Annotated in this window: 26 protein-coding genes; 7 read left to right on the forward strand and 19 right to left on the reverse strand. The window is 68.9% G+C overall.

The features are described 5' to 3' along the window. Position 1: 1 nt before the first annotated feature. The 4 genes from M9M90_RS14675 to M9M90_RS14690 all read right to left on the reverse strand — a co-directional run bounded on the left by M9M90_RS14675 (position 2) and on the right by M9M90_RS14690 (position 2,444). Complete coding sequence (locus M9M90_RS14675) at positions 2–1,192, reverse strand: molybdopterin molybdotransferase MoeA (protein ID WP_254833963.1); 1,191 nt, start codon at positions 1,190–1,192, stop codon at positions 2–4. Then, on the reverse strand, positions 1,189–1,758 hold the full coding sequence (gene moaB, locus M9M90_RS14680) for a molybdenum cofactor biosynthesis protein B (protein WP_254833964.1): 570 nt from the start codon (positions 1,756–1,758) through the stop codon (positions 1,189–1,191). The genes M9M90_RS14675 and moaB overlap by 4 nt, the downstream gene beginning before the upstream one ends. A 4-nt stretch (positions 1,759–1,762) precedes the next feature. Then, positions 1,763–2,053, reverse strand: a complete 291-nt coding sequence (locus M9M90_RS14685) for a MoaD/ThiS family protein (protein WP_254833965.1) — start codon at positions 2,051–2,053, stop codon at positions 1,763–1,765. A 94-nt stretch (positions 2,054–2,147) separates the two neighbouring features. After that, on the reverse strand, positions 2,148–2,444 hold the full coding sequence (locus M9M90_RS14690) for a hypothetical protein (RefSeq protein ID WP_254833966.1): 297 nt from the start codon (positions 2,442–2,444) through the stop codon (positions 2,148–2,150). A 294-nt stretch (positions 2,445–2,738) separates the two neighbouring features. On the opposite strand from M9M90_RS14690, the gene M9M90_RS14695 reads away from it, so the two are divergent. The 3 genes from M9M90_RS14695 (at position 2,739) to M9M90_RS14705 (ending at position 4,348) form a co-directional block, all read left to right on the forward strand. Continuing rightward, positions 2,739–3,152, forward strand: a complete 414-nt coding sequence (locus M9M90_RS14695) for a DUF2946 family protein (RefSeq protein ID WP_254833967.1) — start codon at positions 2,739–2,741, stop codon at positions 3,150–3,152. A 159-nt stretch (positions 3,153–3,311) separates the two neighbouring features. Then, the gene (locus M9M90_RS14700) at positions 3,312–3,773 is read left to right on the forward strand and encodes a copper chaperone PCu(A)C (protein WP_254833968.1); all 462 of its coding nucleotides are present in this window, start codon (positions 3,312–3,314) and stop codon (positions 3,771–3,773) included. Beyond that, positions 3,773–4,348: an SCO family protein gene (locus M9M90_RS14705; protein ID WP_254833969.1), complete on the forward strand. Its 576-nt coding sequence runs from the start codon at positions 3,773–3,775 to the stop codon at positions 4,346–4,348. Before M9M90_RS14700 ends, M9M90_RS14705 begins: the two co-directional genes overlap by 1 nt. Before the next feature lies 1 nt (position 4,349). Here the strand turns inward: M9M90_RS14705 and M9M90_RS14710 are convergent, their stop codons facing one another. The 3 genes from M9M90_RS14710 to M9M90_RS14715 are packed head-to-tail and all read right to left on the reverse strand — an operon-like array spanning position 4,350 to position 5,011. Then, complete coding sequence (locus M9M90_RS14710; RefSeq protein WP_254833970.1) at positions 4,350–4,598, reverse strand: hypothetical protein; 249 nt, start codon at positions 4,596–4,598, stop codon at positions 4,350–4,352. 3 nt (positions 4,599–4,601) lie between these two features. After that, positions 4,602–4,715 carry a hypothetical protein gene (locus M9M90_RS21310; protein WP_371876862.1) on the reverse strand — a complete coding sequence of 38 codons (114 nt, stop codon included), beginning with the start codon at positions 4,713–4,715 and terminating at the stop codon, positions 4,602–4,604. Positions 4,716–4,744: 29 nt separating this feature from the next. After that, on the reverse strand, positions 4,745–5,011 hold the full coding sequence (locus M9M90_RS14715; protein WP_254833971.1) for a hypothetical protein: 267 nt from the start codon (positions 5,009–5,011) through the stop codon (positions 4,745–4,747). 325 nt (positions 5,012–5,336) lie between these two features. Here M9M90_RS14715 and M9M90_RS14720 point away from each other — a divergent pair, with 325 nt between their 5' ends. Further along, entirely contained in the window at positions 5,337–6,656 is a 1,320-nt protein-coding gene (locus M9M90_RS14720) for a sorbosone dehydrogenase family protein (RefSeq protein WP_254833972.1), read from the forward strand. Continuing rightward, the gene (locus tag M9M90_RS14725) at positions 6,653–7,264 is read left to right on the forward strand and encodes a hypothetical protein (protein ID WP_254833973.1); all 612 of its coding nucleotides are present in this window, start codon (positions 6,653–6,655) and stop codon (positions 7,262–7,264) included. Before M9M90_RS14720 ends, M9M90_RS14725 begins: the two co-directional genes overlap by 4 nt. On the opposite strand, the gene M9M90_RS14730 is transcribed toward M9M90_RS14725, so the two are convergent. From M9M90_RS14730 to M9M90_RS14775, 10 genes are all read right to left on the reverse strand, one after another. Beyond that, positions 7,261–9,285: a TonB-dependent siderophore receptor gene (locus tag M9M90_RS14730; protein WP_254833974.1), complete on the reverse strand. Its 2,025-nt coding sequence runs from the start codon at positions 9,283–9,285 to the stop codon at positions 7,261–7,263. The two genes, M9M90_RS14725 and M9M90_RS14730, sit on opposite strands and share 4 nt — an antisense overlap. A 121-nt stretch (positions 9,286–9,406) precedes the next feature. Continuing rightward, positions 9,407–10,099, reverse strand: a complete 693-nt coding sequence (locus M9M90_RS14735; protein ID WP_254833975.1) for an SDR family NAD(P)-dependent oxidoreductase — start codon at positions 10,097–10,099, stop codon at positions 9,407–9,409. A gap of 12 nt (positions 10,100–10,111) precedes the next feature. Further along, positions 10,112–11,284, reverse strand: a complete 1,173-nt coding sequence (locus M9M90_RS14740; RefSeq protein ID WP_254833976.1) for an acetyl-CoA C-acetyltransferase — start codon at positions 11,282–11,284, stop codon at positions 10,112–10,114. An 85-nt stretch (positions 11,285–11,369) separates the two neighbouring features. Then, a complete protein-coding gene (locus M9M90_RS14745) occupies positions 11,370–12,284 on the reverse strand; it encodes a hypothetical protein (protein ID WP_254833977.1) in 915 nt (304 codons plus the stop codon). Next, the gene (locus M9M90_RS14750) at positions 12,281–13,213 is read right to left on the reverse strand and encodes a glycosyltransferase family 2 protein (protein ID WP_254833978.1); all 933 of its coding nucleotides are present in this window, start codon (positions 13,211–13,213) and stop codon (positions 12,281–12,283) included. Before M9M90_RS14750 ends, M9M90_RS14745 begins: the two co-directional genes overlap by 4 nt. A gap of 4 nt (positions 13,214–13,217) precedes the next feature. After that, positions 13,218–14,360, reverse strand: a complete 1,143-nt coding sequence (locus M9M90_RS14755) for a GNAT family N-acetyltransferase (protein ID WP_254833979.1) — start codon at positions 14,358–14,360, stop codon at positions 13,218–13,220. 57 nt (positions 14,361–14,417) lie between these two features. Next, complete coding sequence (locus M9M90_RS14760; protein ID WP_254833980.1) at positions 14,418–14,915, reverse strand: GAF domain-containing protein; 498 nt, start codon at positions 14,913–14,915, stop codon at positions 14,418–14,420. Between the two features lie 22 nt (positions 14,916–14,937). Then, complete coding sequence (locus M9M90_RS14765) at positions 14,938–15,801, reverse strand: response regulator (protein WP_254833981.1); 864 nt, start codon at positions 15,799–15,801, stop codon at positions 14,938–14,940. A 58-nt stretch (positions 15,802–15,859) separates the two neighbouring features. After that, complete coding sequence (locus M9M90_RS14770) at positions 15,860–16,594, reverse strand: hypothetical protein (RefSeq protein WP_254833982.1); 735 nt, start codon at positions 16,592–16,594, stop codon at positions 15,860–15,862. Beyond that, complete coding sequence (locus tag M9M90_RS14775; protein WP_254833983.1) at positions 16,594–17,502, reverse strand: aminotransferase class IV; 909 nt, start codon at positions 17,500–17,502, stop codon at positions 16,594–16,596. The genes M9M90_RS14770 and M9M90_RS14775 overlap by 1 nt, the downstream gene beginning before the upstream one ends. A gap of 60 nt (positions 17,503–17,562) precedes the next feature. Here M9M90_RS14775 and M9M90_RS14780 point away from each other — a divergent pair, with 60 nt between their 5' ends. Then, entirely contained in the window at positions 17,563–18,765 is a 1,203-nt protein-coding gene (locus tag M9M90_RS14780; RefSeq protein WP_254833984.1) for a Xaa-Pro peptidase family protein, read from the forward strand. 250 nt (positions 18,766–19,015) lie between these two features. Here M9M90_RS14780 and M9M90_RS14785 read toward each other — a convergent pair whose 3' ends face one another. Together M9M90_RS14785 and M9M90_RS14790 are read right to left on the reverse strand one after the other, a co-directional pair. Then, positions 19,016–20,218, reverse strand: a complete 1,203-nt coding sequence (locus M9M90_RS14785; protein ID WP_254833985.1) for an exo-beta-N-acetylmuramidase NamZ domain-containing protein — start codon at positions 20,216–20,218, stop codon at positions 19,016–19,018. Further along, complete coding sequence (locus tag M9M90_RS14790; RefSeq protein WP_254833986.1) at positions 20,215–20,841, reverse strand: DOMON-like domain-containing protein; 627 nt, start codon at positions 20,839–20,841, stop codon at positions 20,215–20,217. The genes M9M90_RS14785 and M9M90_RS14790 overlap by 4 nt, the downstream gene beginning before the upstream one ends. 116 nt (positions 20,842–20,957) lie before the next feature. Between M9M90_RS14790 and M9M90_RS14795 the strand changes: the two genes are divergently transcribed. Further along, the gene (locus M9M90_RS14795) at positions 20,958–22,448 is read left to right on the forward strand and encodes a carotenoid oxygenase family protein (RefSeq protein ID WP_254833987.1); all 1,491 of its coding nucleotides are present in this window, start codon (positions 20,958–20,960) and stop codon (positions 22,446–22,448) included. Positions 22,449–22,465: the final 17 nt, after the last annotated feature.

Here is a 22,465-nt window from a genome sequence, read left to right on the forward strand (position 1 = left end):
CTCAGAACGCCAGCACCTCCACCAGCTCGCCGGCCGCCAGGGCGCGCGCCGCTGGCCGGCGTCGGATCAGCAGGTCGGCCATCGCCAGGTCTTTCTGAGCGCTGGAGTCCTGGTTGCCGACCGGTCGCACGCCGTCGAACGTGCTGCGCCCGCGATGGAAGCAGTCACGGTCGCCGCAGGCGCCTAGCGGCGAGGCCAGGGGAGCGGCGCGCCAGGCCAGGGCGTCCTCAGGACGAGTCCCGCTCAGACCCGCCAGGATCGGCGCCAGGAACAGCCGGGCCGTGACCATGGCCGCCGATGGGTTGCCGGGCAGGCCGACGACGATCCGCTCGCCGACCCGGCCCACCCACACGGGCTTGCCAGGTTTGATCGCCACCTTGTCGAAGTCCAGGCGCAGGCCGAGCTCCTGAAACATCGCCTTCGAGAAATCGCGCTCACCGACCGAAGCACCGCCGGTCACGACAACCACATGGGCGTCGTCCAAGGCGGCGGCCGCGGCCCGCACGAGACTCGGCAGTTCGTCGCCCAGACGCCGCCGGCAGGTCACCTCGCCGCCCCAGGCGCGCGCGAGCGCGGCGACGCCGAAGGAGACGCTTTCGGGGATCGTCCCGGGGGCGTGGGGGGCAAGGCCAGGCTCGACCAGTTCATCGCCCGTGCTCAGCACGGCGACGCGAGGACGGATGAAGACCTCGACTGTCGCCAGGTCCGCGGCGGCCGCCGCCACCAGGGCCTGCGGCGTCAGCCTGGTCCCCAACTCCAACAGCGCCTCGCCCGCGGCGAAGTCCGAACCCGCCGCCCGCACATGTCGCGCGGGCGACGGCCGCTCTGCGAACATGACCGCCTCGCCCTCGCGCTGGACGACCTCTTGCATGACCACCCGGTCAGCGCCGGCAGGCATCGGGGCGCCGGTGAAGATGCGCACGCAGGCGCCGGCCTCCAGCCGCGGCCCGCCATTCGGCGAACCGGCGAACGATGTCCCGACGAGCCGAAGACGGGCCGGGCCGGATGCCAGGTCCGCGTCCCGCACCGCATATCCGTCCATGGCCGACACCGCAGTCTCGGGCGCCGAGCGACAGGCGACGACGGGGGCCGCGAGAACGCGGTTCCAGGCCAGGTCGAGGGCGATCTGCTCGGCGCCCAGGGGCGAGGCGATGGCGGCGATCCGCCGACAGGCCTCGTCGAAGCCGATCATGCGCAAACCCCCCGGTATCGGGGAATCTGGCCGACCAGCGAGCACGGCTTGAACCGGCTATCGAATTCCAGCGCCAGGACCAGGTCCCAGGCGTCCCGGCAGGCCCCGGTCGAGCCCGGGACGCAGAAGATGAAGGTCTCGTCGATCTGCCCGGCCAGCGCCCGCGACTGCAGGGTCGATATCCCCACCGTGCCCTGGCTGGCCTGATGGAACACCACGGAAAACCCATCCATCACGCGCGCCAGCAAGGGACGCACGGCTTCCGGCGTCACGTCGCGCGGCGCGAATCCCGTGCCCCCCGTGGTCAGGATCACGTCGATCGCCGGGTCGGCGACCCAGGCGCGCACCTGGGCCTGGATGGCCTCGACCTCGTCCGTGACGATGGCCTTGGCGGCAAGCTGGTGGCCCGCGTCCCGCAGCCGCTCAGCCAGGAGTCCGCCGGAGGTGTCCGTCTGTTCGGTTCGGGTGTCCGAAATCGTCAGCACGGCGATCGACAGCGGATAGAACGGCAGGTCGGGATTGATCCCGGGCGCCTTGCGGGCCTTGGCGGCGAGAGCGAGGCTCAATGGATTATCCTCCCGAGAATGCAGACAGGAAGGCCACTTCCTGGCCGGGCGACACCCAAGGGTCGTCGGAGGCCATGACCTGATCGATCGCCACCCGAACGCAGGGCTCGCGCAGCGCCGCTTCACCGCCCTCAACCTGGCGGGCGATACGGTTCTTGAGCTCTGTCAGCGAACAGCCGCGCTTCGGAATGGCCAGTTCGACCGATCGGCCGCAGACATCAGCGATGCGACCGAAGAACAGCACGCGCACGAGGCCTGATGCAGGCGACAACCCGGCGAAGTGGACGGCGGTCATGCAACGGAAGCCTCAAGTCTCGGGCAGAGACTAGGGCGGCCGCGCGCGCTGCGCCTTGTCATTGATCAAGTTGGGAGGCCCGCCCTTCCCGCCCTCAGCCCTCTTCCCCGACGACCCGGGCCTTGGGATAGTGCGACAGCAGATCGGCGTGCTCGGCCTCGCGCGTCGCCCGCGCCACGTTCAACCGGGTATAGACGTGGGCCTCGCCCTTGGCCTTGGTCGCCGAACGCGCCTGCGACAGGTCGTTGGTCATACCGATCACCGCGACCTCAGCGGAGCCTTCCAGCACCACGACGAAGTTGCCCGCGATGGGGAGATGGTCGGTTCCGTCCCGCCAGAGGCGAAAGCGGTATTTGGCGCCGGACACGCCGGAAAGATCGATGAAGGCCATATGGGATGCTCACGCGTTGAACCTGGGACGTATCGCGAGGCGCGTGACGGGTCGAGACGCTACGAGCCAGACCAGGATCAACTCTGGGATATTCTTGGCGCGGACGGCGCAGATCGGCCGTTTTCCGCCCCTTGAGCCCGCAACTCGGGTGCGCTGAAGGACCGGTGAGCGTCGCCGAACACCGCGCGTCGACCTCCGGCCCATCCCCGCGCGCGTTTCCCACCCACCGCTTTCGCGACGATAGCGGGCCCGCACGGCTACCCAAGGCCCGCGATTTGGCCTAAGGCGGCGCCCGTGACCTCCCGGACCCGCCCAGGCGCAGCGACCACGCGCGGCATCTTCCTGATGCTGGCCGCGCTCGCCGTGGCGTTGAAGGTGATGATCCCGGCGGGCTTCATGACCCGGCAGGCCGCCAACGACCTGCCCTTTGCCCTTGTGCTCTGCACGGCGCAGGGCGCGGTGAAGGTCGAGCCCGGCCAAGCCGCGCCGGCTCACGACGACCGGGGCGACCTGGCCGATCACGACAGCCCTTGCGCCTTCGCCGGCCACGCCACGGCCGCGCCGGCGCCGAGCCCAATCGCCACCGGCGCGGTCGAGTTCGTCGCCTATCGCGCCGTCACGACGCGGCCGCTCGTCGACCTGGCGCCCGGCCGTGGGCTCGCGGCCCCACCCCTTCCCGCACGCGGTCCTCCCAGCCTGCTGATCTAGAGCGCCGGCCCTTAAGCCGAGCGCCGGCGCCGTCGCGGCCTACTGGCCTGGTGACGGACGCTCGCGCTTCGGCGGCCTGACCGTGGCGTTCTGAGCGTGAGCCCCCTATCGCTTTCTCCAGCCGCGTGGCCACGCGGCGCAACAGGCAGGAGCCTGACCATGAAGCCCCTCTTCGCCGTTTTCGCCCTGACCCTCGCCGCCGGCTGCGCCCCCGCCACCCAGGCGCCCGCCGCCGTGGCCGTGACCGGCGCCTGGTGCCGCGCCGCGCCGGTCGGCGCCTTGGCCGGCGGCTGCTACCTCACGCTGACAGCCAGCGCCGACGACCGCCTGGTCTCCGTGGCCACGCCGGCCGCCAAGCGCGCCGAGATCCACAGCATGGACATGACCGGCGGGGTCATGCGCATGCGCCAGCTGAAGGACGGCTTGGCCCTGCCGGCCGGCAAGGCGGTCACCCTGAAGCCGGGCGCCGAGCACCTGATGATCATCGGCCCCAAGCAGGTCCTGGCCGCGGGCGGGGCCGTGCCCCTGACCCTGACCTTCAAGAAGGCTCCGCCGCAGACCATCAGCGCCCCGATCCGCGACGCCGCCGCCCCGGCGATGCAGCACCACGGAGGCCACTGATGCGGGTCCTGGCCTGGGCCGCCATGGCGGCGGCATTGGGGGTGAGCGCCTGCGGACCATCGCCGCAGAAGGCTGAGACCACCCAACCCACCGTCAGGATCGGTGGGCCATTCCAACTGGTCGACACCGCCGGCCGGCCGGTCACGGAGAAGGCGCTGCTGGGCAAGCCCACGGTGATCTTCTTCGGCTTCACCTATTGCCCCGAGGTCTGTCCGACCACCATGGCCGAGCTGACCAACTGGCTGAAGGCGCTCGGCCCCGACGCCGACCGGCTGAACGTGGTCTTCGTCTCGCTGGACCCCGAGCGCGACACCCCGGCCCAGCTGAAGACCTACCTCTCGAACTTCGACCCGCGCATCCAGGGCTTTACGGGCACGCCGGAGACGGTGGCGGCGGCGGCCAAGGCCTACCGGGTCTACTACGCGAAGGTCCCGACCGACGACGGCGGCTACACCATCGATCATTCCTCGGCGGTCTACCTGTTCGATAAGAACGGGGGGTTCGTGGAGCCGATCGGTTACGGGACGCCGGCGGAACGCGCCATCGGCCAGCTCCGCAGGCTGGCGCGCGGCTAGGCTACAGTTCGTCGAAGGGCGGCGGCAGGCGGCCGGACCGGAACAGGATCACCGGGTTCTCGTCATAGTCGCCCATCTCGGTGTCGGCCGAGGCGGAATAGGCCACCACGCCCAGCCGCAGGGTCGAGAGCCGCTCGGCCTTGCGCCGGGCGTCCTCGGCCGTGGCGCAGGCCACCGCAGGCTCGGACTTCAGCGCCTGGCCTCGTCCGGCGGTATAGGCCTGGACGAGGTGCACGGTTTCTCGCGCCACGGGCTATTTCTTGGTCGCGGGCGGGGTCAGGAACGAGCGCGGCGCATCCGTCGGCTTGGCCTTCGCGGTCTTGGGTTTTCGGGTTTCCTTGTTGCTCTTCTTCTGACCCTTGGCCATGGCGATTTCCTTCTTTGGGTTGGGGCGTCCTAGACGCCAGGGATGGCGGGAACGGCGGCTGCTGTCCTCGTGCGCCGGCGCTCCTGGTCGCGGCCCAGCACGTGGAAGCGCTGGCGTAGCAGGCGGAAGATCCAGACCTGGGGATCGACCACCTCGCCCGCGCCATAGGCCGGATCGCCCGCGATGGCCAGCGTTTCGCGGACCAAGGCCTGGGCCTGGGCGGCGTCGCCCGTCAGGCTGGTGGCGGATTCGAGGAGGCGCGCCTCCAGCGCATGGATCTGGCGGCCCAGGTCCATGCTGGCCCCTTCCCCAGCCCGATTGCCTTCGCTCTGCATCCGAAGGGCGGGTTGCTCATTGAGGGGCATGCGGTGGCTTTCAGGAGCGGGCGCCAAGACGCGCGACGCGCGGCGGTTTGCACCCTTCCCGGCCAAACGGCCGGTTTCCTTTGAATCACATTAGCACGCTCACCAAGCCGCCGGGCATCAATCGGGCGCGAGCGCCGCCGACAGGCTCTCCCCATCGCCTCGACGCAACCGCACAGGACGCCTCGCTGTTCGGTTATGATGTCGCCGATGATCGGTGAGTCCAAGCCGGTCCGTCGCACAGATTCGGGAGAACGCCATGCGCCTCATGCTCGCCGCCGGCCTGGCCGCCTTCGCCCTCGGCGGCTGCTCGCAGGGCTCCTCCGATCCCTTCGTGGGGTTCGGCGCCAAGCCGACCTTGCCGGAGCCCACGACCGGCGGCCTGCCGACGCTCAACGCCCGCAAGGCCGTGGGTTGGCCGGCGGCGGGCCAGCCCACGGCGCCGGCCGGCTTTACGGTGACCCGGTTCGGGTCGGGGCTCGACCACCCGCGTTGGCTTCTGGTCCTGCCCAATGGCGACGTCCTGGTCTCCGAAGCGACCACCGAGACCAAGCCCGCCAAGAGCATTGAGGGATGGATCGCCAACGCCCTGCAGCGGAAGGCCGGCGCCACGGGGCCCAGTCCCAACAAGATCGTCCTGCTGCGCGACGCCGACGGCGACGGGGTGGCCGAGATGAAGACCGACTTCGCCACCGGACTGAAGCGCCCGTTCGGCATGACCCTGGTCGGCGACACCCTCTATGTGGCCAATGACGACGCGGTGGTGAAGTTCCCCTACGCTCATGGCCAGATCTCGGTGACGGGGGCCGGTGAGAAGGTGTTCGACCTGCCCGGCGGGCCGATCAACCACCATTGGACCAAGAACATCATCGCCAGCCCGGACGGCTCGAAGCTCTACGTCACGGTCGGGTCCAATTCGAACATCGGCGAGAACGGCATGGAGAACGAGACCAGCCGCGCCGCGGTGCTGGAATACAGCCTGCCCGCCGGTCCGGTCCGCATCTACGCCTCGGGCCTGCGCAATCCCAATGGCCTCGACTGGGAGCCGGTCACCGGCGCTCTTTGGACGGCGGTCAACGAGCGCGACATGATCGGCGACGATCTGGTCCCCGACTACATGACCAGCCTCAAGGACGGCGGCTTCTACGGCTGGCCCTACAGTTATTACGGCCAGAACGTCGATGCGCGGGTGAAGCCTCCGCGCCCGGACCTGGTCGCCAAGGCCATCGCCCCCGACTATGCGCTGGGCCCGCACACCGCCTCGCTGGGCCTGGCCTTCTATAAGGCCGACGCATTCCCCGCAGCCTATCGGGGCGGGGTGTTCATTGGCCAGCACGGCTCCTGGAACCGCAACCCGCCCAACGGCTATCGCGTGGTCTTCGTGCCCTTCGCGAACGGCAAGCCGACCGGTCCGCCGCAGGCCTTCCTGACCGGCTTCCTCGACGCCAAGAACCAGGCCCTGGGCCGTCCCGTCGGCGTGGCCGTCGACAAGACCGGCGCCCTCCTGGTGGCCGACGACGTGGGCGACATCGTCTGGCGCGTCGCCTCGTCCAATGCGAGCGATCCCACCGCGAAATGAGCATTAGCATCGGCAACTATATCGAGGACTTTGCAGCTTCGCCGCTTTCCCCTTGGTCGAGCGAGCCGCCCTGGACTCTCACCTCCCGTTCGGACTCTGTCGTGCGAACGCTTCTCGCGCGCCTCGACCTGGCGAATTACCGGATCGACGGCGAGGTCGCGGCGCATCACTCCGCCACGGTAGAGGACGGCGCAATCCTGAAAGGTCCGGCCGTGATCGGGCCCCGCTGCTTCATTGCGGCCGGCGCCTATGTGCGCGGCGGGTGCTGGCTGGACGAAGACTGCATTCTCGGGCCTGGCGCGGAGCTAAAGTCGTCATTCGTCTTTCGTGGTTCGAAGCTCGCCCATTTCAACTTCGTCGGCGATAGCGTCCTGGGTCGAGGGGTTAATCTCGAAGCCGGCTCCATCGTTACCAACTACCGCAACGAGAAGGCCGACAAGCAGATCCGCTTTCGCTTGGGCGGTCACCAGATCGATACGGGAGTCGACAAATTCGGCGTCCTGGCGGGCGATGGCGTGCGCGTTGGCGCCAATGCGGTGATCGCGCCCGGCGCCGTTCTGGCCAAGGGCGAGATCGTCAAACGGCTAACCCTTGTGGACCAATCCTAGCCGATGATCTTGCGCAGGCGCAGGAACAGGGCCCGGCCCCACTCCAGGTCACGCACGTCGGTATAGGCGATGGCCGCCGTGCCGCGCGGGCCGGCATAGACCTCACGGATGCGCCGGACGTCGCGCTCGCCGATGTTCTGCGCCTCGATCCGGAGGATCAGGTCAGGGCGCGGCTTCAACTCGGCGAAGACGGTGACGAAGGTCTCGAACTTGCGGGTCTCGATCTCGGTCAGCCGGTAGAAGGTCTCGCGGAAGCCGCCGGAGACATCGACGCCCCAGATCGCCTTCCATTGCGGCAGGTCCTGGGTGAAGTGAGCGTCCCAACTCACGGGATTTAAACCCGAAATCTCGCGCTGCTGCCCAGTCGCCGGATCGGTGACCGCCGACTCCCGCCAGGTGACCTGGCCGCGGAAGGTGGCGTTCTTCAAGCCCAGGCGGACCAGCGGCACGGCCAGGCTCGCGACCGCCTCGTCCTTGGTCCCCTCGCCTATATTGGCCGGACCATCGGCGACCACGACGCCCGAGCCGATGGGCGCGCGGTCGATCACGTCGGTGAGCTCGAAATGGCGCAGGGTCAGCACCCCCGCCCCGCTTCCCCAGAACCGCCGCTCGAAGGCTGCTTCGACCACCCAGGCCTGCTGCGGCGAGAGGTCGGGATTGCCGGCCAGGACCACGCCGGTGCTGGCCACCGAGGACGAGGCCACGAAGTCGTCGAAGTTGAGCTGGCTCACCTCGCGCTCCAGGCGCAGGCGCAGTTGGTCGGCGGCGTTCGGCGCCCAGGTGAGCGCCAGCCGGGGCTTAAGGAAGGACAGGGACTTCTCCAGCCGCACATCGCCGGTCGAGGTGATCTTGGAGGCTTCCTGGCGCAGGCCGCCCTCCACCGTCAGTTCCGGCGTCGGCCGCCAGGTGGCGACGCCGAACACCTCGCCGCGCGTCTCCTCGACGCGGACATTGGCGGCGGGAACGGCGATGCGGGCGCCGTTGACGTTCAGGCTGGTCTCGGAGTCCAGACCGTTGAACGCCCCCTCGACCCCTAACTCCAGCGACAGCTTGTCGGTCTGGCGCCGGCGCAGGTTCACCCGCCCCACGCTCTCGGTGACCTTCTTGTCGCTGGCGAACAGCCGGTTGACCGCGGCGCTGGTGAAGCGGGCCTGAGTGTCGTTGTTGTTCCACTGCTGGAAGGCGACCACCTCCAGCGAGGTCGCGCCGAACCGGCGGGTGTAGCGCCCTCCCAGCTCGGCCTGCAGCCGGTCGACGCTGATCCGCTCGTCCTCGCGGGTGGCCGAAGGCACGCTCAGATGGTCGTAGAGCTCGATGTCGGAGATGTTGTCGAGATAGGCGCCGTTCACCCGCAGCCGGCCGCTGGCGAATGGGCTCTCGTAGGCGCCGATCAGCCATCGGCGCTCGCCCTGGGCGTCGGCGTCGACAAGCGAGCGGATCAGCACCTGGCCCGCAGGACCGTAGCGGGTGCGCGGTCCGTCGCCATAGCTGTCGTCGGGGCCTTTGCCGTGGACCATGGAGAGCTCGGCGAGCTTGCCGTCCCACCGCCACTGGCCCTCGGCGCGCAAGGCGTTCAGCACCCGGCCGTCGGCCAGGGGATGGACGGAGACGCTCACGGCGCCCCGCGTACCGGAGACCTGCTTGCGCACGACATTGGCCATCACCGTCCGGCCCTGCATGTCGATGCCCGGCGCGCCGCCGCGGATCACCTCAATGCGGAGGATGGAGCCGATGGGGATGCGCTTGAGCACTTCCTCCAGGGTGTCGTTCTTGGAGACCGGCGGCTCGCCGTCGATCAGCACATTGCCGCCGGCGCCGGCCAGGCCCCGCACGGCGGCGCCCTTGTCGAAGTTGAAGCCCGGCAGCCGCTGGACCATATCGAGCGCGGTGGATGTCCCCATCTCGGCGAAGAAGGCCGGCGGATAGGCGATCACCCCTCCCGGCGGCTCCTGGGCGGCGGCCGGAGTCGAACAGAGGGTCGCCGCAAGCGCCGCGGCGGCGATGACGCCGGCAAGATTCATGGATTTGGGGCTCCCCTTCCCCAGGTCCCAGGTTAGGCGGCGTTTCATACCGAGCGCCAGAAAACTCCGCCCAGGGCGCGAGCTTTTGAAGGCCCCTGCGGCGCTGGCGCTACAGCGAAGGTCAGGTCCTGCCGGTCACCGGGATCAGGGCCCCGGTCACGGCGCGCGCGTCGGGCGAGGCCAGGAACAGGATGACGGCCGCCAGATCCTCAGGCGCGACCCAGGCGGCGAAGTCGGCCTTCGGCATGTCGGCGCGGTTGGTCGGCGTGTCGATGATCGAGGGCAGGACCGCGTTGACGGTGACGTCGTCGGCCTTCAGTTCCTCGGCCAGGCTCTCGGTGAGCGCGTGCACCCCGGCCTTGGAGGCGGCGTAGGGTCCCATCCCCAGCGAGGCCTTGAGCGCGCCGTTGGCGCCGATATTGACGATGCGCCCCGCCGGGCTGCGCTTGAGGTGCGGGATGGCCGCCCGGCTGGTGTTGGCCGCGGTCTGGACGTTCATCAGGAACAGCCGGTGCCAACTCTCCATGAGGCTGTCCTCAAGGGTCACCCACTTGAAGCCGCCGGCCACGTTGATCACGGCGTCGAGCCCGCCGAATCGATCGGCCACCGCGTCGATGGCGGCGCCGGCGGCCACGGCGTCGGTGAGGTCCACCCCGCCCAGCATGATCGCCTCCGGCCCGCAGGCCGCCAGGGCGTCGGAGTGCTTGGCGTGGTCGATCAGGGCCACGCGGGCCCCTTGCGCGGCGGCCGCCTTGGCCACCGCCGAACCCAGGACACCGGACGCGCCCGTGATAGCGAAGACGCGTCCGGCCATGGGTCTTCCTTCTTAGAGGCGCTCGACGATCGTGACGTTGGCCATACCACCGCCTTCGCACATGGTCTGCAGGCCGTACTTGCCGCCGCGCTGCTCCAGTCCGTTCAGCAGGGTGGCCATCAGCTTGGCGCCCGAGGCGCCCAGCGGGTGACCCAGGGCGATAGCGCCGCCGTTGGCGTTCACCTTGTCGCGGTCGGCGCCCAGGTGCTTGATGAAGGCGACGGGCACGGAGCCGAACGCTTCGTTGACCTCGAACAGGTCGATGTCGTCGATCTTCATGCCGGCCTTCTTCAGGGCCCGCTCGGTGGCCGGGATCGGGGCCTCCAGCATGATCACCGGGTCATGGCCCAGCAGGGACAGGTGGTGGATACGGGCCAGCGGCTTGACGCCCAGTTCCTTGAGGCCCTTTTCCGAGACCACCATCACGCCCGAGGCGCCGTCGCAGATCTGGCTGGACGAGGCCGCGGTCAGACGGCCGCCGTCGCGCAGCAGCTTGACGCCCTTGATGCCGTCCAGGCTGGCGTCGAAGCGGATGCCCTCGTCGATATTGTGGACGGTGACATTGCCTTCGGCGTCGGTGATCTCGATGCCCACGATCTCGTTCTTGAAGGCCCCGGCCTGGGTCGCCGCGATGGCCCGCTGGTGGGACTGATAGCTGTACTCGTCGATCTCATCGCGGGTCAGGCCGTACTTTTCGGCCACCATCTCGGCGCCCATGAACTGGCTGAACTGGATGTTGGGGTACTGCTTCTGGATGCCCGGGCTCATATAGGTGCCGAAGCCGTTCTGGGCCGGCAGCGCGGCCGACAGGCCCATGGGCACGCGGGTCATGCTCTCGACGCCCGCGGCGATCACGACGTCCATGGTGCCGCTCATCACGGCCTGGGCTGCGAAGTGCAGGGCCTGCTGCGAGGAGCCGCACTGGCGGTCCACGCTGGTGCCGGGCACGCTCTCGGGCAGGCGCGAGGCCAGCACGGCGTTGCGCGCCACGTTGATCCCCTGCTCGCCTACCTGGCCGACGCAGCCCATGACCACGTCCTCGACCAGGGCGGGATCGGCGCCCGTGCGGTCGATGAGGTCGTTGAGCACCACGGCGCCCAGGTCGACCGGATGCCAGTCCTTCAGCTTGCCGCCCTTGCGGCCGCCGGCCGTGCGGGTGGCTGCAACGATATAGGCTTCGCCCATGATTCCGCTCCCGAGATTTGCGCGTCGTTCGCGCGTCGGAGGCTATTTAGGAGGTCGACGCGGCGTAAGCCAACCTCGCTTGAAGTTAGGCTGGAAGCAGCATTCCGGGGCGCTTGGAGTCCAGCCGGAAGCTGGTCGGCAGCACCCGTTCCTGGGGCGCCTGGAGCTTGAGCGCCTTGGCCGCGCGGGCGATGGCCAGCTTACCCAGCGCGACCGGCGTGAAGCCGTCCTGGATGCTCGGCCGCGCGCCCAGCCGGCGCCGCAAGACGCCGTTGGCGTAGATCACATTGGCCCGCATCAGGGCCCGCGGCGTCATGAACTCGATGGAGAGCGAGACATTGAGCATCGGCCCGTTCTCGATCCGGTGTGGGGCGTTCTGCTTCCAGGTGACCATTTGGCCGGGGGTCAGGTCATGGACTTCTGCGCCGGCGTCCCAGGCCGGGTCGAAGGTGAACTGCTCGGCGGTTTCCTTGAGCACGATCCGCTCCAGCGTCTCCTGGCCCACATAGGGGTCGGCCACCGGATAGACCCAGACCCGCTTCTGGCCGCGGAGCTGCCACAGCGACACCAGCGGCACGTCGAGATGGTAGAACACCTGGGCGTTGGCCGAGGAGATCAGCATGCCCAGGTCGCGCTTGAAGGTCCTCAGGCCCGGACTCATCGCCTCCTTCTCGGCGAAAATCTCATCGCCCAGCCGCGCGTATTCGGGAAGGTGGTCGTTGGTCTGGCGCAGGTTCAGCCAGATGCGGCCGGCCTGGGCGGCCTCCAGCAGCTTCGAGCCCGACAGCCCGTTCGCCGCGCCCTTGCGCCAGGTCGTCCAGGCCACCGGGTCCCCGCCCATGGTGAAGACACCCAGCTTCTCGCGCGGATAGCGGTCGAGCAGCTCCTCGAGCCCCGCGTCGGAGAACATCGGGCGCTCGTGCAGCCCGTGCCGGAAGGCCAGGTTGGCCTTGCCGAAGGCCGCGCCCTTCTGCGGCGTCCAGTCGGTGATCAGGCTCATGCGCCAGCCCTCAGGCCATAGAAGTGGATCTTGAACGGACCCCACCACAGGGTCTTGCCCAGGCCCCGGGCCGCACGGTCCAGGGTGGGCGCGAAATCGGGGGCGCGGATCAGCCACTTGAACCCGGCGAGCGCCCCGAACACGGCCGCCTGGACCAGGCCCTGGGCCATCCAGCCGGCCACGCCCAGATGGTCGGGCGGGCTGGCCGCGGCGCAGGCCGAGGCCGGGCCCTGGCCATAGGCGAAGGCGCGGCGGATCGTATAGCGCAAGGTCAGGCGGGCCGGCACGGGGTCCTCCCAGACCCAGGCCGCCGGCTCCCAGGCGAACTTCGCGCCATCGCGCCGCATCTGGCCGAACAACAGATCGTCCTCGCCGCCGATGTGGTTGCGGATGGCGGAGAACGGAGCCTTGGGGTGCGGCAGGGCGGCGCGGCGCAGCAGCGAACAGCCGCAGCCGTAATAGTGGTCGAGCAGGCCCGCCTCGGCCGGTCCCTCGCGGGAGAAGAACTTCTCCAGATAGTCTCGGTGGGCGACGGTGGTTTCCGGCGCCCGGCCCCGCACCGGTCCGAAAACCACGTCGGCCTGGTGTCGCGCCATGGCGGCCAGCAGGGCGGCGAGCCAGCCCTCAGGCGCCTCCTCGTCATCGTCAAGGAAGGCGATCAGGTCCCCCTTGGCCCGGGCCATGGCGGCATTGCGCGCATTGGCGACGCCGGGTGCGGGCTCGTGGACATAGGTCACCGGGAACGGCGCCTCGTCGGCGAGCGCGCGAACCGTGGCGCGCGCGGAATCGACCTGGTCGTTGTCGACGATGATCAACTCGAGCTCGTTCAGGTCGACGCCGATCTGCCGAAAGGTCGAGAGCGCGGCCGTGATCAGGCCGTCCCGGCGGCGCTGGGTCGGGATGATCAGGCTGACCAGCGGTGCGCTCATCGGATCAGGCGGCCTCCGCCACGCTGGATCCGCCGCGCGCCTTGGCGGCCAGAGCGTCGGCCAGGCCCGCGGCGCGGTCGGCGAGCGAGAGTTCGGTCGCTGAGATCACGTCCAGCCGACGGCGGAAGCTGCCGACCAGGCCGGCGCGATTGGCGCCGGCGAGCGCCCAGGCCTGTTCGGAGGCTTGCGCCATCAGCCCGCGCGATCCGGTGCTGGTGGCCGTGCCCTCGGCGACGACGCGGGTGTCCAGGGCGTAAGGCCGCTTGTAGTGGTCATGGCCGGGACCCAGATCGTAGGTGGTCAGTCCAAGCGCAGGCATGGCGGCGATGGCCCGTTGCAGGAACACCTGTCCGGGCGACCAGGCGGCCAACTCCGGATCGGTCGAGGCGATCCACGGATGGTAGACGCCGCCGACGCGGATGCCGAAATGGCCGGCCACCAGCCGCTCGCCCGCATAAAGGTTGATCATCAGCCCCTGGAAGTCGCCGCGATCGCGATTGAACAGCGAGGCCATCAGGGCCCGGGTCCAGCTCGGACGCAGAAAGTCGTGAGAGCCGGTGCGGACCAGCTGGGCCCGCTTCCAGGCGATCAGCCTGTCGAAGGCCTCGGGATCACGGTCGGGGGCGCGGATGGAAAGTTCGCCCACCTCGCGGTCCAGCTTGTGGTCGAGACGGCGATAGTTTTTGAACCGCTTTGGGCTCTCGACGCGCAGGGCTTCCAGATAGGCGTCGGCCGAGCCGCCCAGGTTGATCTGATAGGCCTCGCGCGAATTGACCAACCCGGAGCCGAAGGCGTTGTTGGGATCGACCAGGCCCGTGAAGCGGTAGGCGGCCAGGCCCGCGACGGTCAGGGCGTGTTCGGCGTCCAGGCCCGACGCCCCCACGAGGCCGTGATAGTCCGAAAGCGGCGCGCCGATCGGACGGGCGAAACCGCCAGGCCGGCGATGATAGGCCAGGAACCCGGCCACCCGCTCCGGCCAGCGCCAGACCGTCACGCGCGCGTCGGCGCGCACCTCGCCCACGGCCAGGGCGAAATCGGGGCCCAGCAGGGGATTGGCGAAGTCCGGCCGCGAGGCGCAGAGTCCGCGCCAGGTGGCGATGTCGGACTCCGATAGGTAGACCGGATGAAAGGTTTCGGCGGTCAGCATCAGATCACCAGTCTAGCTTGTCCCGGTTAGGGAAAGATGGACCGGCCGATGCAAGGCTCAGACCGAAAATGTATCCCGGAGAATGGTTTGCAGCCAGGCCGCGTCGGTCTCGTCGAAGGCTGCCGGCTCCGCGGAGTCCACGTCGAACACAGCGATCAGCTCGCCGCCCTTTCCGAACACCGGCACGACGATCTCGCTGGCCGAGCGGCTGTCGCAGGCGATGTGTCCGGGAAAGGCGTGGACGTCGGCCACCACCTGGGTCTGGCCGCTCTCCGCCGCCGCGCCGCAGACCCCGCGCCCATAGGCGATGCGCAGGCACCCCAGGGTGCCCTGGTAGGGCCCAACCACCAGCTCGCGCGGCCTGTCGGGATCGACCACATAGAAGCCGGTCCAGAAATAGCTGTCGAATGTCGCCGCCAGCATGGATGCGACGGTGGCCATCCGCGCGGTCAGGTTCGGTTCGCCATCGAGGACGGCGGCGATTTCCTCGGCGACGGCGCCGTAACGCGCGGCCTTGTCGGCAGGCAGGATGAGGTCGTTGAAGGCTTCAGCCATGGCCGCCTATATACGAACGCCCTCAGGCAGCCGCCATAGCATCCAGATCCTCGGATCCGAGCAGGTTGGCGATGGTCGTGAAATGACCCTCGATGATCTTGATGTCGCACAGCTCGGGCAGGCCCACCTCGTCGACATATTCCACCAGGGCCACGGCCGCCCACTCGACGGCCTTGTCGCGCACCTGGCGGGCGCGAAACACCGTGTGCTGCATCACCCGATGGATCATCTGCAGGGTCGGCCGATCCACGGTCCCACGCGCCGAGATCATCCGGCGCATGGCGTCGAGCTCGACCCGGATGGTATCGCGCGCCTCGGCGCGGCCGCCGGTATCGGAGACCTCGACCGGGTCCTCGCCGCGGCGCATCGGGCCGGAATAGTTGAGCTCCACCCGTCGGCGGCGGCAGGGGCCGACATAGACCTCACTGACGATGAACGGCCTGGGCTTGGTCAGGACGAGCTGGATCCGCGACAGCAGGGCCGCGGGCGTGAACGGCTTGATGACGAACTCGTTGACCCCGGCCAGCCGCGCCCGGTGCACATGGCCCGCGCTGCGCTCGCTGGTGACCATTACGATCGGCACCTCGGGATTGGGCACCCGCGGGTCGGGGATGACGGCGGCGCGTCGGATCGAGCGGGTCAGCTCCATGCCGTCCATGAACGGCATCCGGGAGTCGGTGAAGATCATGTCGGGCTGGCGATGATACAGCACTTCGCGGGCCTTCAGACCATCGGAGGCGGTGTACACCTCGCCAACCCCGGCCGCGCGCAGGACGTCGCCGATCAGGCGCACCGTATTGGAGTGATCATCCACGACCAGGATCGTCATGCCCGAAAGATCGCCGGGCGTGAGGCTCGAACTCGGCAGTCTTCGGCGATCGCTCATCTGTTCGCGCGTCCAGGAATGATGGCCTGAACTTGCCGGACGAACGTTGAAATCGGGTTTACCGGTGAAGCTTGTGGGCCGCGAGGGCCTCGTAGTAGGGGCGCGCCTGGTCGGCGATGCGCCGCAGGTCATCGGAGAGTGACGACGCGGCCCGGGACTCGGGCGCCTCGAATCCGGTCGAGCGCTCCACCGCGTCGTACCAGGCCGGTGCCCAGACCCCGTCGGTGTCGCGCCGCCCGGCGGGCCAGCTCAGCATCTCGTCGCGGAAGGGGATGGCCAGCGCCGCGCAAAGCGCAGTGAGCATGCCGCGCGGGTCGGCGCGGACATCGGCGCCCAGCACCACCGGCGGGGCGACGCCCAGGCTATCGCACTCACGGACGAACAGTTCGTGCTGCCGCACGACGCCGATGTCCTCCAGGGTCACCTCGGCGCGCTTGACCGTATACGAGGCGAGCACGGCCTCGGGCTCGCGGATCAGGAAGGCGTTGCGGCAGGCCCGCGTCCAGTCCAGGCCGAAGCCCGGCAGCATGTGGTGGGTCATGTGCTTCTGGTAGAAGACCGCCGCCCCGTCCGGCGCACCCCCGGCCATGGCCGCGGCCACTTCCCCCCAGTCCAGCGGCTGCGAGGCGAGAACCTCCTCGCGCATCGGGTGGTCCAGGCCGGTCTCCGCCAGATAGGCGGCGTAGAACGGCTCATCGACCACGGCGGTGTCCGGCCGGTTCTCGAAGGCCCGCATCATCGCCGTGGAGATGTTGCGCGGCCCCGACCACATGGCGACCCGCACCGTTTCCATCAGCAGGCCTGGGCGTCCTTGAGCGCCTCATAGGCCGCCCGCAGCTTTTGGGTCACCGGCCCCGGCCGAGCGGCCGGCAGCTCGCGGCCGTCGACCGAGCGCACCGGGGTCAATCCGCCGAAGGTGCCCGTCACGAAGGCCTCGTCGGCCGAATAGACCTCCGCCAGAGTGAAGTCGCCCAGGGTGACCGGCACGCCATGCGCCTCGCAGAGCGCGATCACGTTGGCCCGCGTCACCCCGTTGAAGCAGTAGGCGCCCGAGGAGGTCAGCACCCGCCCGTCCCGGACGAAGAAAAAGTTGGTGGCGTTGCAACTGGAGACGAAGCCCTGAGGGTCCAGCATCAGCGCCTCATCCGCCCCGGCCTTGATCGCCTGCAGCAGCGCCTGGATCAGGTTGAGCCGGCTGTGGGAATTGAGGCGCATGTCGAACATGTCAGCCGGGGTGCAGCGGATTGTCGAGGTGAACAACGACAGGCCGCGCGTGACGATCTCCGGGCTGGGCGACTTGTACTCCGCGGTGACGACGATGGTCGGCTTGCCCAGCCAGTTGCGGGGGTCCTGGTTGGCGGCGGCCTTCTCGCCCCGGGTCACCATCAGCCGCAGGTGGGCGCCGTCCTCCATCCCGTTGGCCGCCAGCAGCCGGCGGATCTCGGCGACCAGGCCCTGGCGCGTCAGGCCGATGTCCAGGTCGATGGTCCGCGCCCCCTCGTAGAGCCGGTCCATATGGGCGTCGAGGAACAGCAAGGCGCCCTTGTGCAGGCGCAAGCCTTCCCAGACCCCGTCCCCCAGCACGAAGCCGGCGTCGAAGATCGAGACCTTCGCCGCCTCGCGGGGCACCAGGTCGCCGTTGAGATAGATGAGCGCCGTCGCGTTGCGCGGATCGGCGGCGAAATCCTGACTTCCGGCCATGGCGGCAAGTTGTAGGTGGCGTTAGGAAGCCAGGCTAGCGCCCAGCAGCGGAGTTTCAGCATGACCCACGGCATTGGCGGCTCGACCGCGGAGATCGAGCTATCTCAACTCGCCGCCTGGCCCAATCCCGCGCCGGCCATCAGCCGCGACGAGAGGGTGGTGCGCATCGCCCGCGCCCGGGAGCTGATGGCGGAGATCGGCGCTGACGCACTGATCGTTGGGGCCGGCGCCTCGCTGCGCTATTTCGCCGGGGTCGGCTGGAACGCCACCGAGCGGCTGGTGGCGATGATCCTGCCGCTGAGAGGTCCGCCGAGAATGGTCAGCCCCCGTTTCGAGCTGGGCTCGCTGGAGGCATCGCTCGGGATCGAGGCTCAGATGCTGCTGTGGGAGGAGCACGAGAACCCCTACGCGCTCGCCGCCCGCGCCCTGCGCGATTTCGACGCCAAAAGCCTGGCCATCGATCCCGCCCTGCCCTTCTTCGCGTTCAACGGCCTGCGCCTCGCCGCCCCGAGTGTCGCGCTGATCGACGGCGCGCCGGTCATCGACGGATGCCGGATGATCAAGTCGCCCGCCGAACTGGCCCTGATGTCCCAGGCCAAGGCCATGACCCTGGAGGTCCACCGCCGCGCCGCGGCCATCCTTTCGCCGGGGATCACCACGACCGCGGTGCGCCGCTTCATCGACCAGGCGCACCGGGCGCTAGGCGCCGATGACGGCTCGTCCTTCTGTGCGGTGCAGTTCGGGTTGGCCAGCGCCTATCCTCACGGCCTGCCGGGCGAACAGGCCCTGGCCGAGGGTGACCTTGTGCTGATCGACACGGGCTGTCGCGTGCAGGGCTACAATTCCGACATCACTCGAACCTATGCGTTCGGCGAGCCCTCGCCGGAGCATCGGCGAGTCTGGGAAGTGGAGAAACGCGCCCAGGCCGCCGCGTTCGCCGCCGTGAAGCCCGGCGTGCCCTGCGAGCAGATCGACGCGGTGGCGCGCTCGGTGCTGGCAGCCGCCGGCTTCAGCCCCGACTACGACCTGCCGGGCCTGCCCCACCGCACCGGCCACGGCATCGGCCTGTCGATCCACGAGGCGCCCTATCTGGTCCGTGGCGACAAGACTCCGCTCGCGCCGGGCATGTGTTTCTCCAACGAGCCGATGATCGTCATCCCCGACGCCTTCGGCGTGCGGCTGGAAGACCATTTCCACGTCACGACGGAAGGGGCCGCGTGGTTCACGCAACCCCAACCCAGCCTGGAAGAGCCCTTCGGCTGACCGCCGGCGGCGCGACCCGGAATTGGGGCTTGCGCGCCTGGGCGGCTCGAACTACAGTTATTACGCAACTAGTAAGTCATGTTCCCTAGTCGCCCTGTCACCTGAGCCGGCCGCGAAGCCTCCTCCCCCAGCAATCGCGGCGCCCCTTCCCCCTTAGGGTTCGGCTCAGGTGACACCCCTACTTCCGCCAGACCGCGCCGCTCTGGATGCCGTTGTGGGTGTAGGAGCCGCGGAACGCCTCGGCGCGATCTCAGTAGAGTTCGAATCCCCGCCGCTCGACCAGCCAGGCCCGTTCGTCCGGCGAGGTGAGCGCCTCCAGGTCGCCCGGGGTGGCGTTCGCGTCGTCCACCCACTCCCGAAGCGCAGGGCCGCCGTTGATCACGTCGATGGCCAGTTTGCCGATCTCGTACTCGTACGGGAAATCGCGCCACAGCGGATAGTCGGGATAGAGACGGCGGATCGCCTTGAAGGCCAGGGCCTGGAGACGCCAGGGCCGGAAGGCTCCGTGGTCGTAGACGGGCCCCTCGGTGTGGATCTGCACGCCGTTGCAGAGCTGGCCCACATGCTTGTGGAAGGTGGGCTCGAACCAGCAGTCGCGGAGATGACAGCCGGCCAGCCACTGGGGCGCAAGCGCGCGCATCTCCTGGATGACCCGCCGCGCGTCGATGTCCGGAGCGCCGAACAGTTCCAGCGGCCGGGTCGTGCCGCGGCCCTCCGACAGGGTCGCACCTTCCAGCATGACCGTTCCGGCATAGGCCCGCGCCATCCAGAGGTTTGGCGCGTTGGGACTGGGATTGACCCAGGTCCGCCCGCCCAGGGGCCAGCCGAAGCCGGGCGCTGAGTCAGGCGCCCAGCCGTCCATCTCGATCACTCGGTACTCGACGTCGAGCTTCAGGGTCTTGATGAACCAGTGACCCAGCTCCCCCAGGGTGAGCCCGTGGCGCATGGGCATCGGACCGGCGCCGACGAAGCTCTCCCAGCCCGGGCGCAGGGTCAGGCCCTCGACGGGCCGGCCGACCGGATTGGGCCGGTCCAGCACCCAGACAGCCTTGCCGTATTCGGCCGCCGCTTCCAGCACATAGCGGAGGGTGGTGATGAAGGTGTAGATGCGACAGCCCAGGTCCTGCAGGTCGACAAGCAGGACGTCGAAGCTCTCCATCATCGCCTCGGTCGGCCGGCGGACCTCGCCATAGAGGCTGAAGACCGGGATCCCATGCACCGGATCCTTGAAGTCCGGCGACTCGACCATATTGTCCTGCTTGTCGCCGCGCAGGCCGTGCTGCGGCCCGATGGCGGCGGTGACCTTCAGATCGGCGCAGGCCGCCAGGGCGTCGAGCGAATGCTCCAGGTCCCGGGTGACCGACGCCGGATGGGCGAGCAATGCGATGCGGCGACCCGCCAGCGGCGCGCGCAGGGACGGTTCGTCGAGCAGTCGATCTATGCCAAATCTCATGGGGCCCCGGGGGCTGGAAGGTCTAACGCGAAGCCATCGGCGTGATGGAAGTCCGCCTTACCCGGCGGATGGGCCAGCGCCCAGTACGAGATGCCCCCGGCCGCGTCTTCGATCACCGCGGAGAGGCCAAGCCGCCAGGCGCCGGCCTTGGCCAGGCCCGGAACCTGGTCCAGGTCGAGCGAGACCCTCAGCTCGAAACCCTGGTCGGTCGCGATCGGCTCGATGCGCGGCGCATCGAGGCCTTCGGCGGGCCGCATTCCCTGCCGGTAGCCGTCGAACCGATAGGCCGCCCACTCCGTCGAAGGCGAGAAGTTGAACTCGTAATAGGCCTCGCCAGGCCCGGGCCGGACGAACGCCTCGAAGCAGGTTCGCCGCCACAGCCCGTCGGCGCGATTCGGCTCGGCCAGGGGCGGCAGGCTGACGTCCCGCATCGTCCCGGTGACGACATAGCGCAGAGCCAGCAAGCCTGACCGCGGACGGGTGACGTCAGCCTCAAGGCGCGCCACGGCTGGGCAAGCGGTGTCCGCATGGAGATTCAACAGCCGCATCGCCGCATGATAGCGGCGACGCGGGCCGGCGCCATGGCCCTTGTGGACGAAGCGATCGACGCGCTCGATGACCACCACCCCTTCCGTGGCTCCCGCGCGCGCGCATCCGAGCCTCACTTGCACAACAAGACTAAGGTGCTAGCCTGAGTTCAGGGGCGCTGGCGCCAATGATCGAGCTTCGGAGACCCCCAGTGAAGATTGAGCGCCTGTCCCCGGTGAAGACATCGCTCCGACCCAGCAACCATCCCTATCTGACCGGCGCCTGGACGCCGCTGCACGAAGAGGTCGACGCCACGGACCTGGAGGTGATCGAGGGCGCCATTCCGACCGACATCGACGGGGTCTATGTGCGCAACACAGAGAACCCGGTGCAGCAACCCTTGGGCCGCTATCATCCGTTCGACGGCGACGGGATGCTGCACATGATCAGCTTCGAGGGCGGCCGCGCCGACTACCGGAACCGCTTCGTGCGCACCCGAGGTTTCGAGACGGAACAGGAGGCCGGCCGGGCGCTCTGGGGCGGGTTGATGGACGGGCCTGAGGTCTCGCTGCGGCCAGGCTTCGGCGCCCATGGCGGGCTGAAGGATTCATCCTCCACCGACGTGGTGGTGCATGGCGGCAAGATCGTCTCGACCTTCTACCAGTGCGGCGAAGCCTATTGGCTGGATCCCGAGACCCTCGAGCAGGGCGGCGTGGCGAGCTGGGGACCGCTGGACGGCGTCTCGGCCCACACCAAGGTCGACGAGGCCACCGGCGAGCTGCTGTTCTTCAACTACTCCAAGCACGCGCCCTACATGCATTACGGGGTGGTCGACCGGCACGGGAAGCTCACCCACTACACGCCGGTCCCCCTGCCCGGCCCGCGTCTGCCGCACGACATGGCCTTCACCGCCAACTATTCGATCCTCAACGACCTGCCGGTGTTCTGGGACGCGGAGCTGCTGAAGCGCGGCATCCACGCCGTGCGCGCCCATCCGGGCATCCCGTCCCGCTTCGGGATCATCCCGCGGTATGGCGATGCGCAGGACATCCGCTGGTTCGAGGCCGACCCGACCTACATCCTGCACTTCCTCAACGCCTATGAGGACGGCGACGAGATCGTCATGGACGGCTACTTCCAGGAGAAGCCCACACCGCGGCCACTGGCCGACGCGCCGGACGGCTACGCCCACATGATGGGCTTCCTGGACGAGCACTCCTTCCTGCCCCGGCTGCATCGCTGGCGCTTCAACCTGAACACCGGCGAGACCCGCGAACACCACATGGACCCCCGCGTCCTGGAGTTCGGGATGTTCAATCAACGCTACGCCGGCAAGCCCTACCGGTACGCCTACTCGACCACCAGCAAGCCCGGCTGGTTCCTGTTCACCGGCTTCGTCAAGCACGACCTGGAGACCGGGGAGTCCTGGGAAGTGACCCTGCCCGAGGGCCGCTACGCCAGCGAGGCGCCCTTCGTCCCCCGCATCGGCGCCAAGGACGAGGACGACGGCTATCTGGTGAGCTTCATCATCGACGAGAACACCCAGACCTCGGAATGCGTGCTGATCGACGCCAAGCGCTTCGCCGACGGGCCGGTGGTCCGCATCGCCCTGCCTCACAAGCTCTCCAGCGGCACCCATGCGGTGTGGGCCGACCGCGAACTGATCCTCAACGGGTTCGTCGCCGGAACCCCCGCAGCCTGAGCAGGGAGCCGGCAGAC

The organism is Phenylobacterium sp. LH3H17 (assembly GCF_024298925.1).
Lineage (GTDB): Bacteria > Pseudomonadota > Alphaproteobacteria > Caulobacterales > Caulobacteraceae > Phenylobacterium.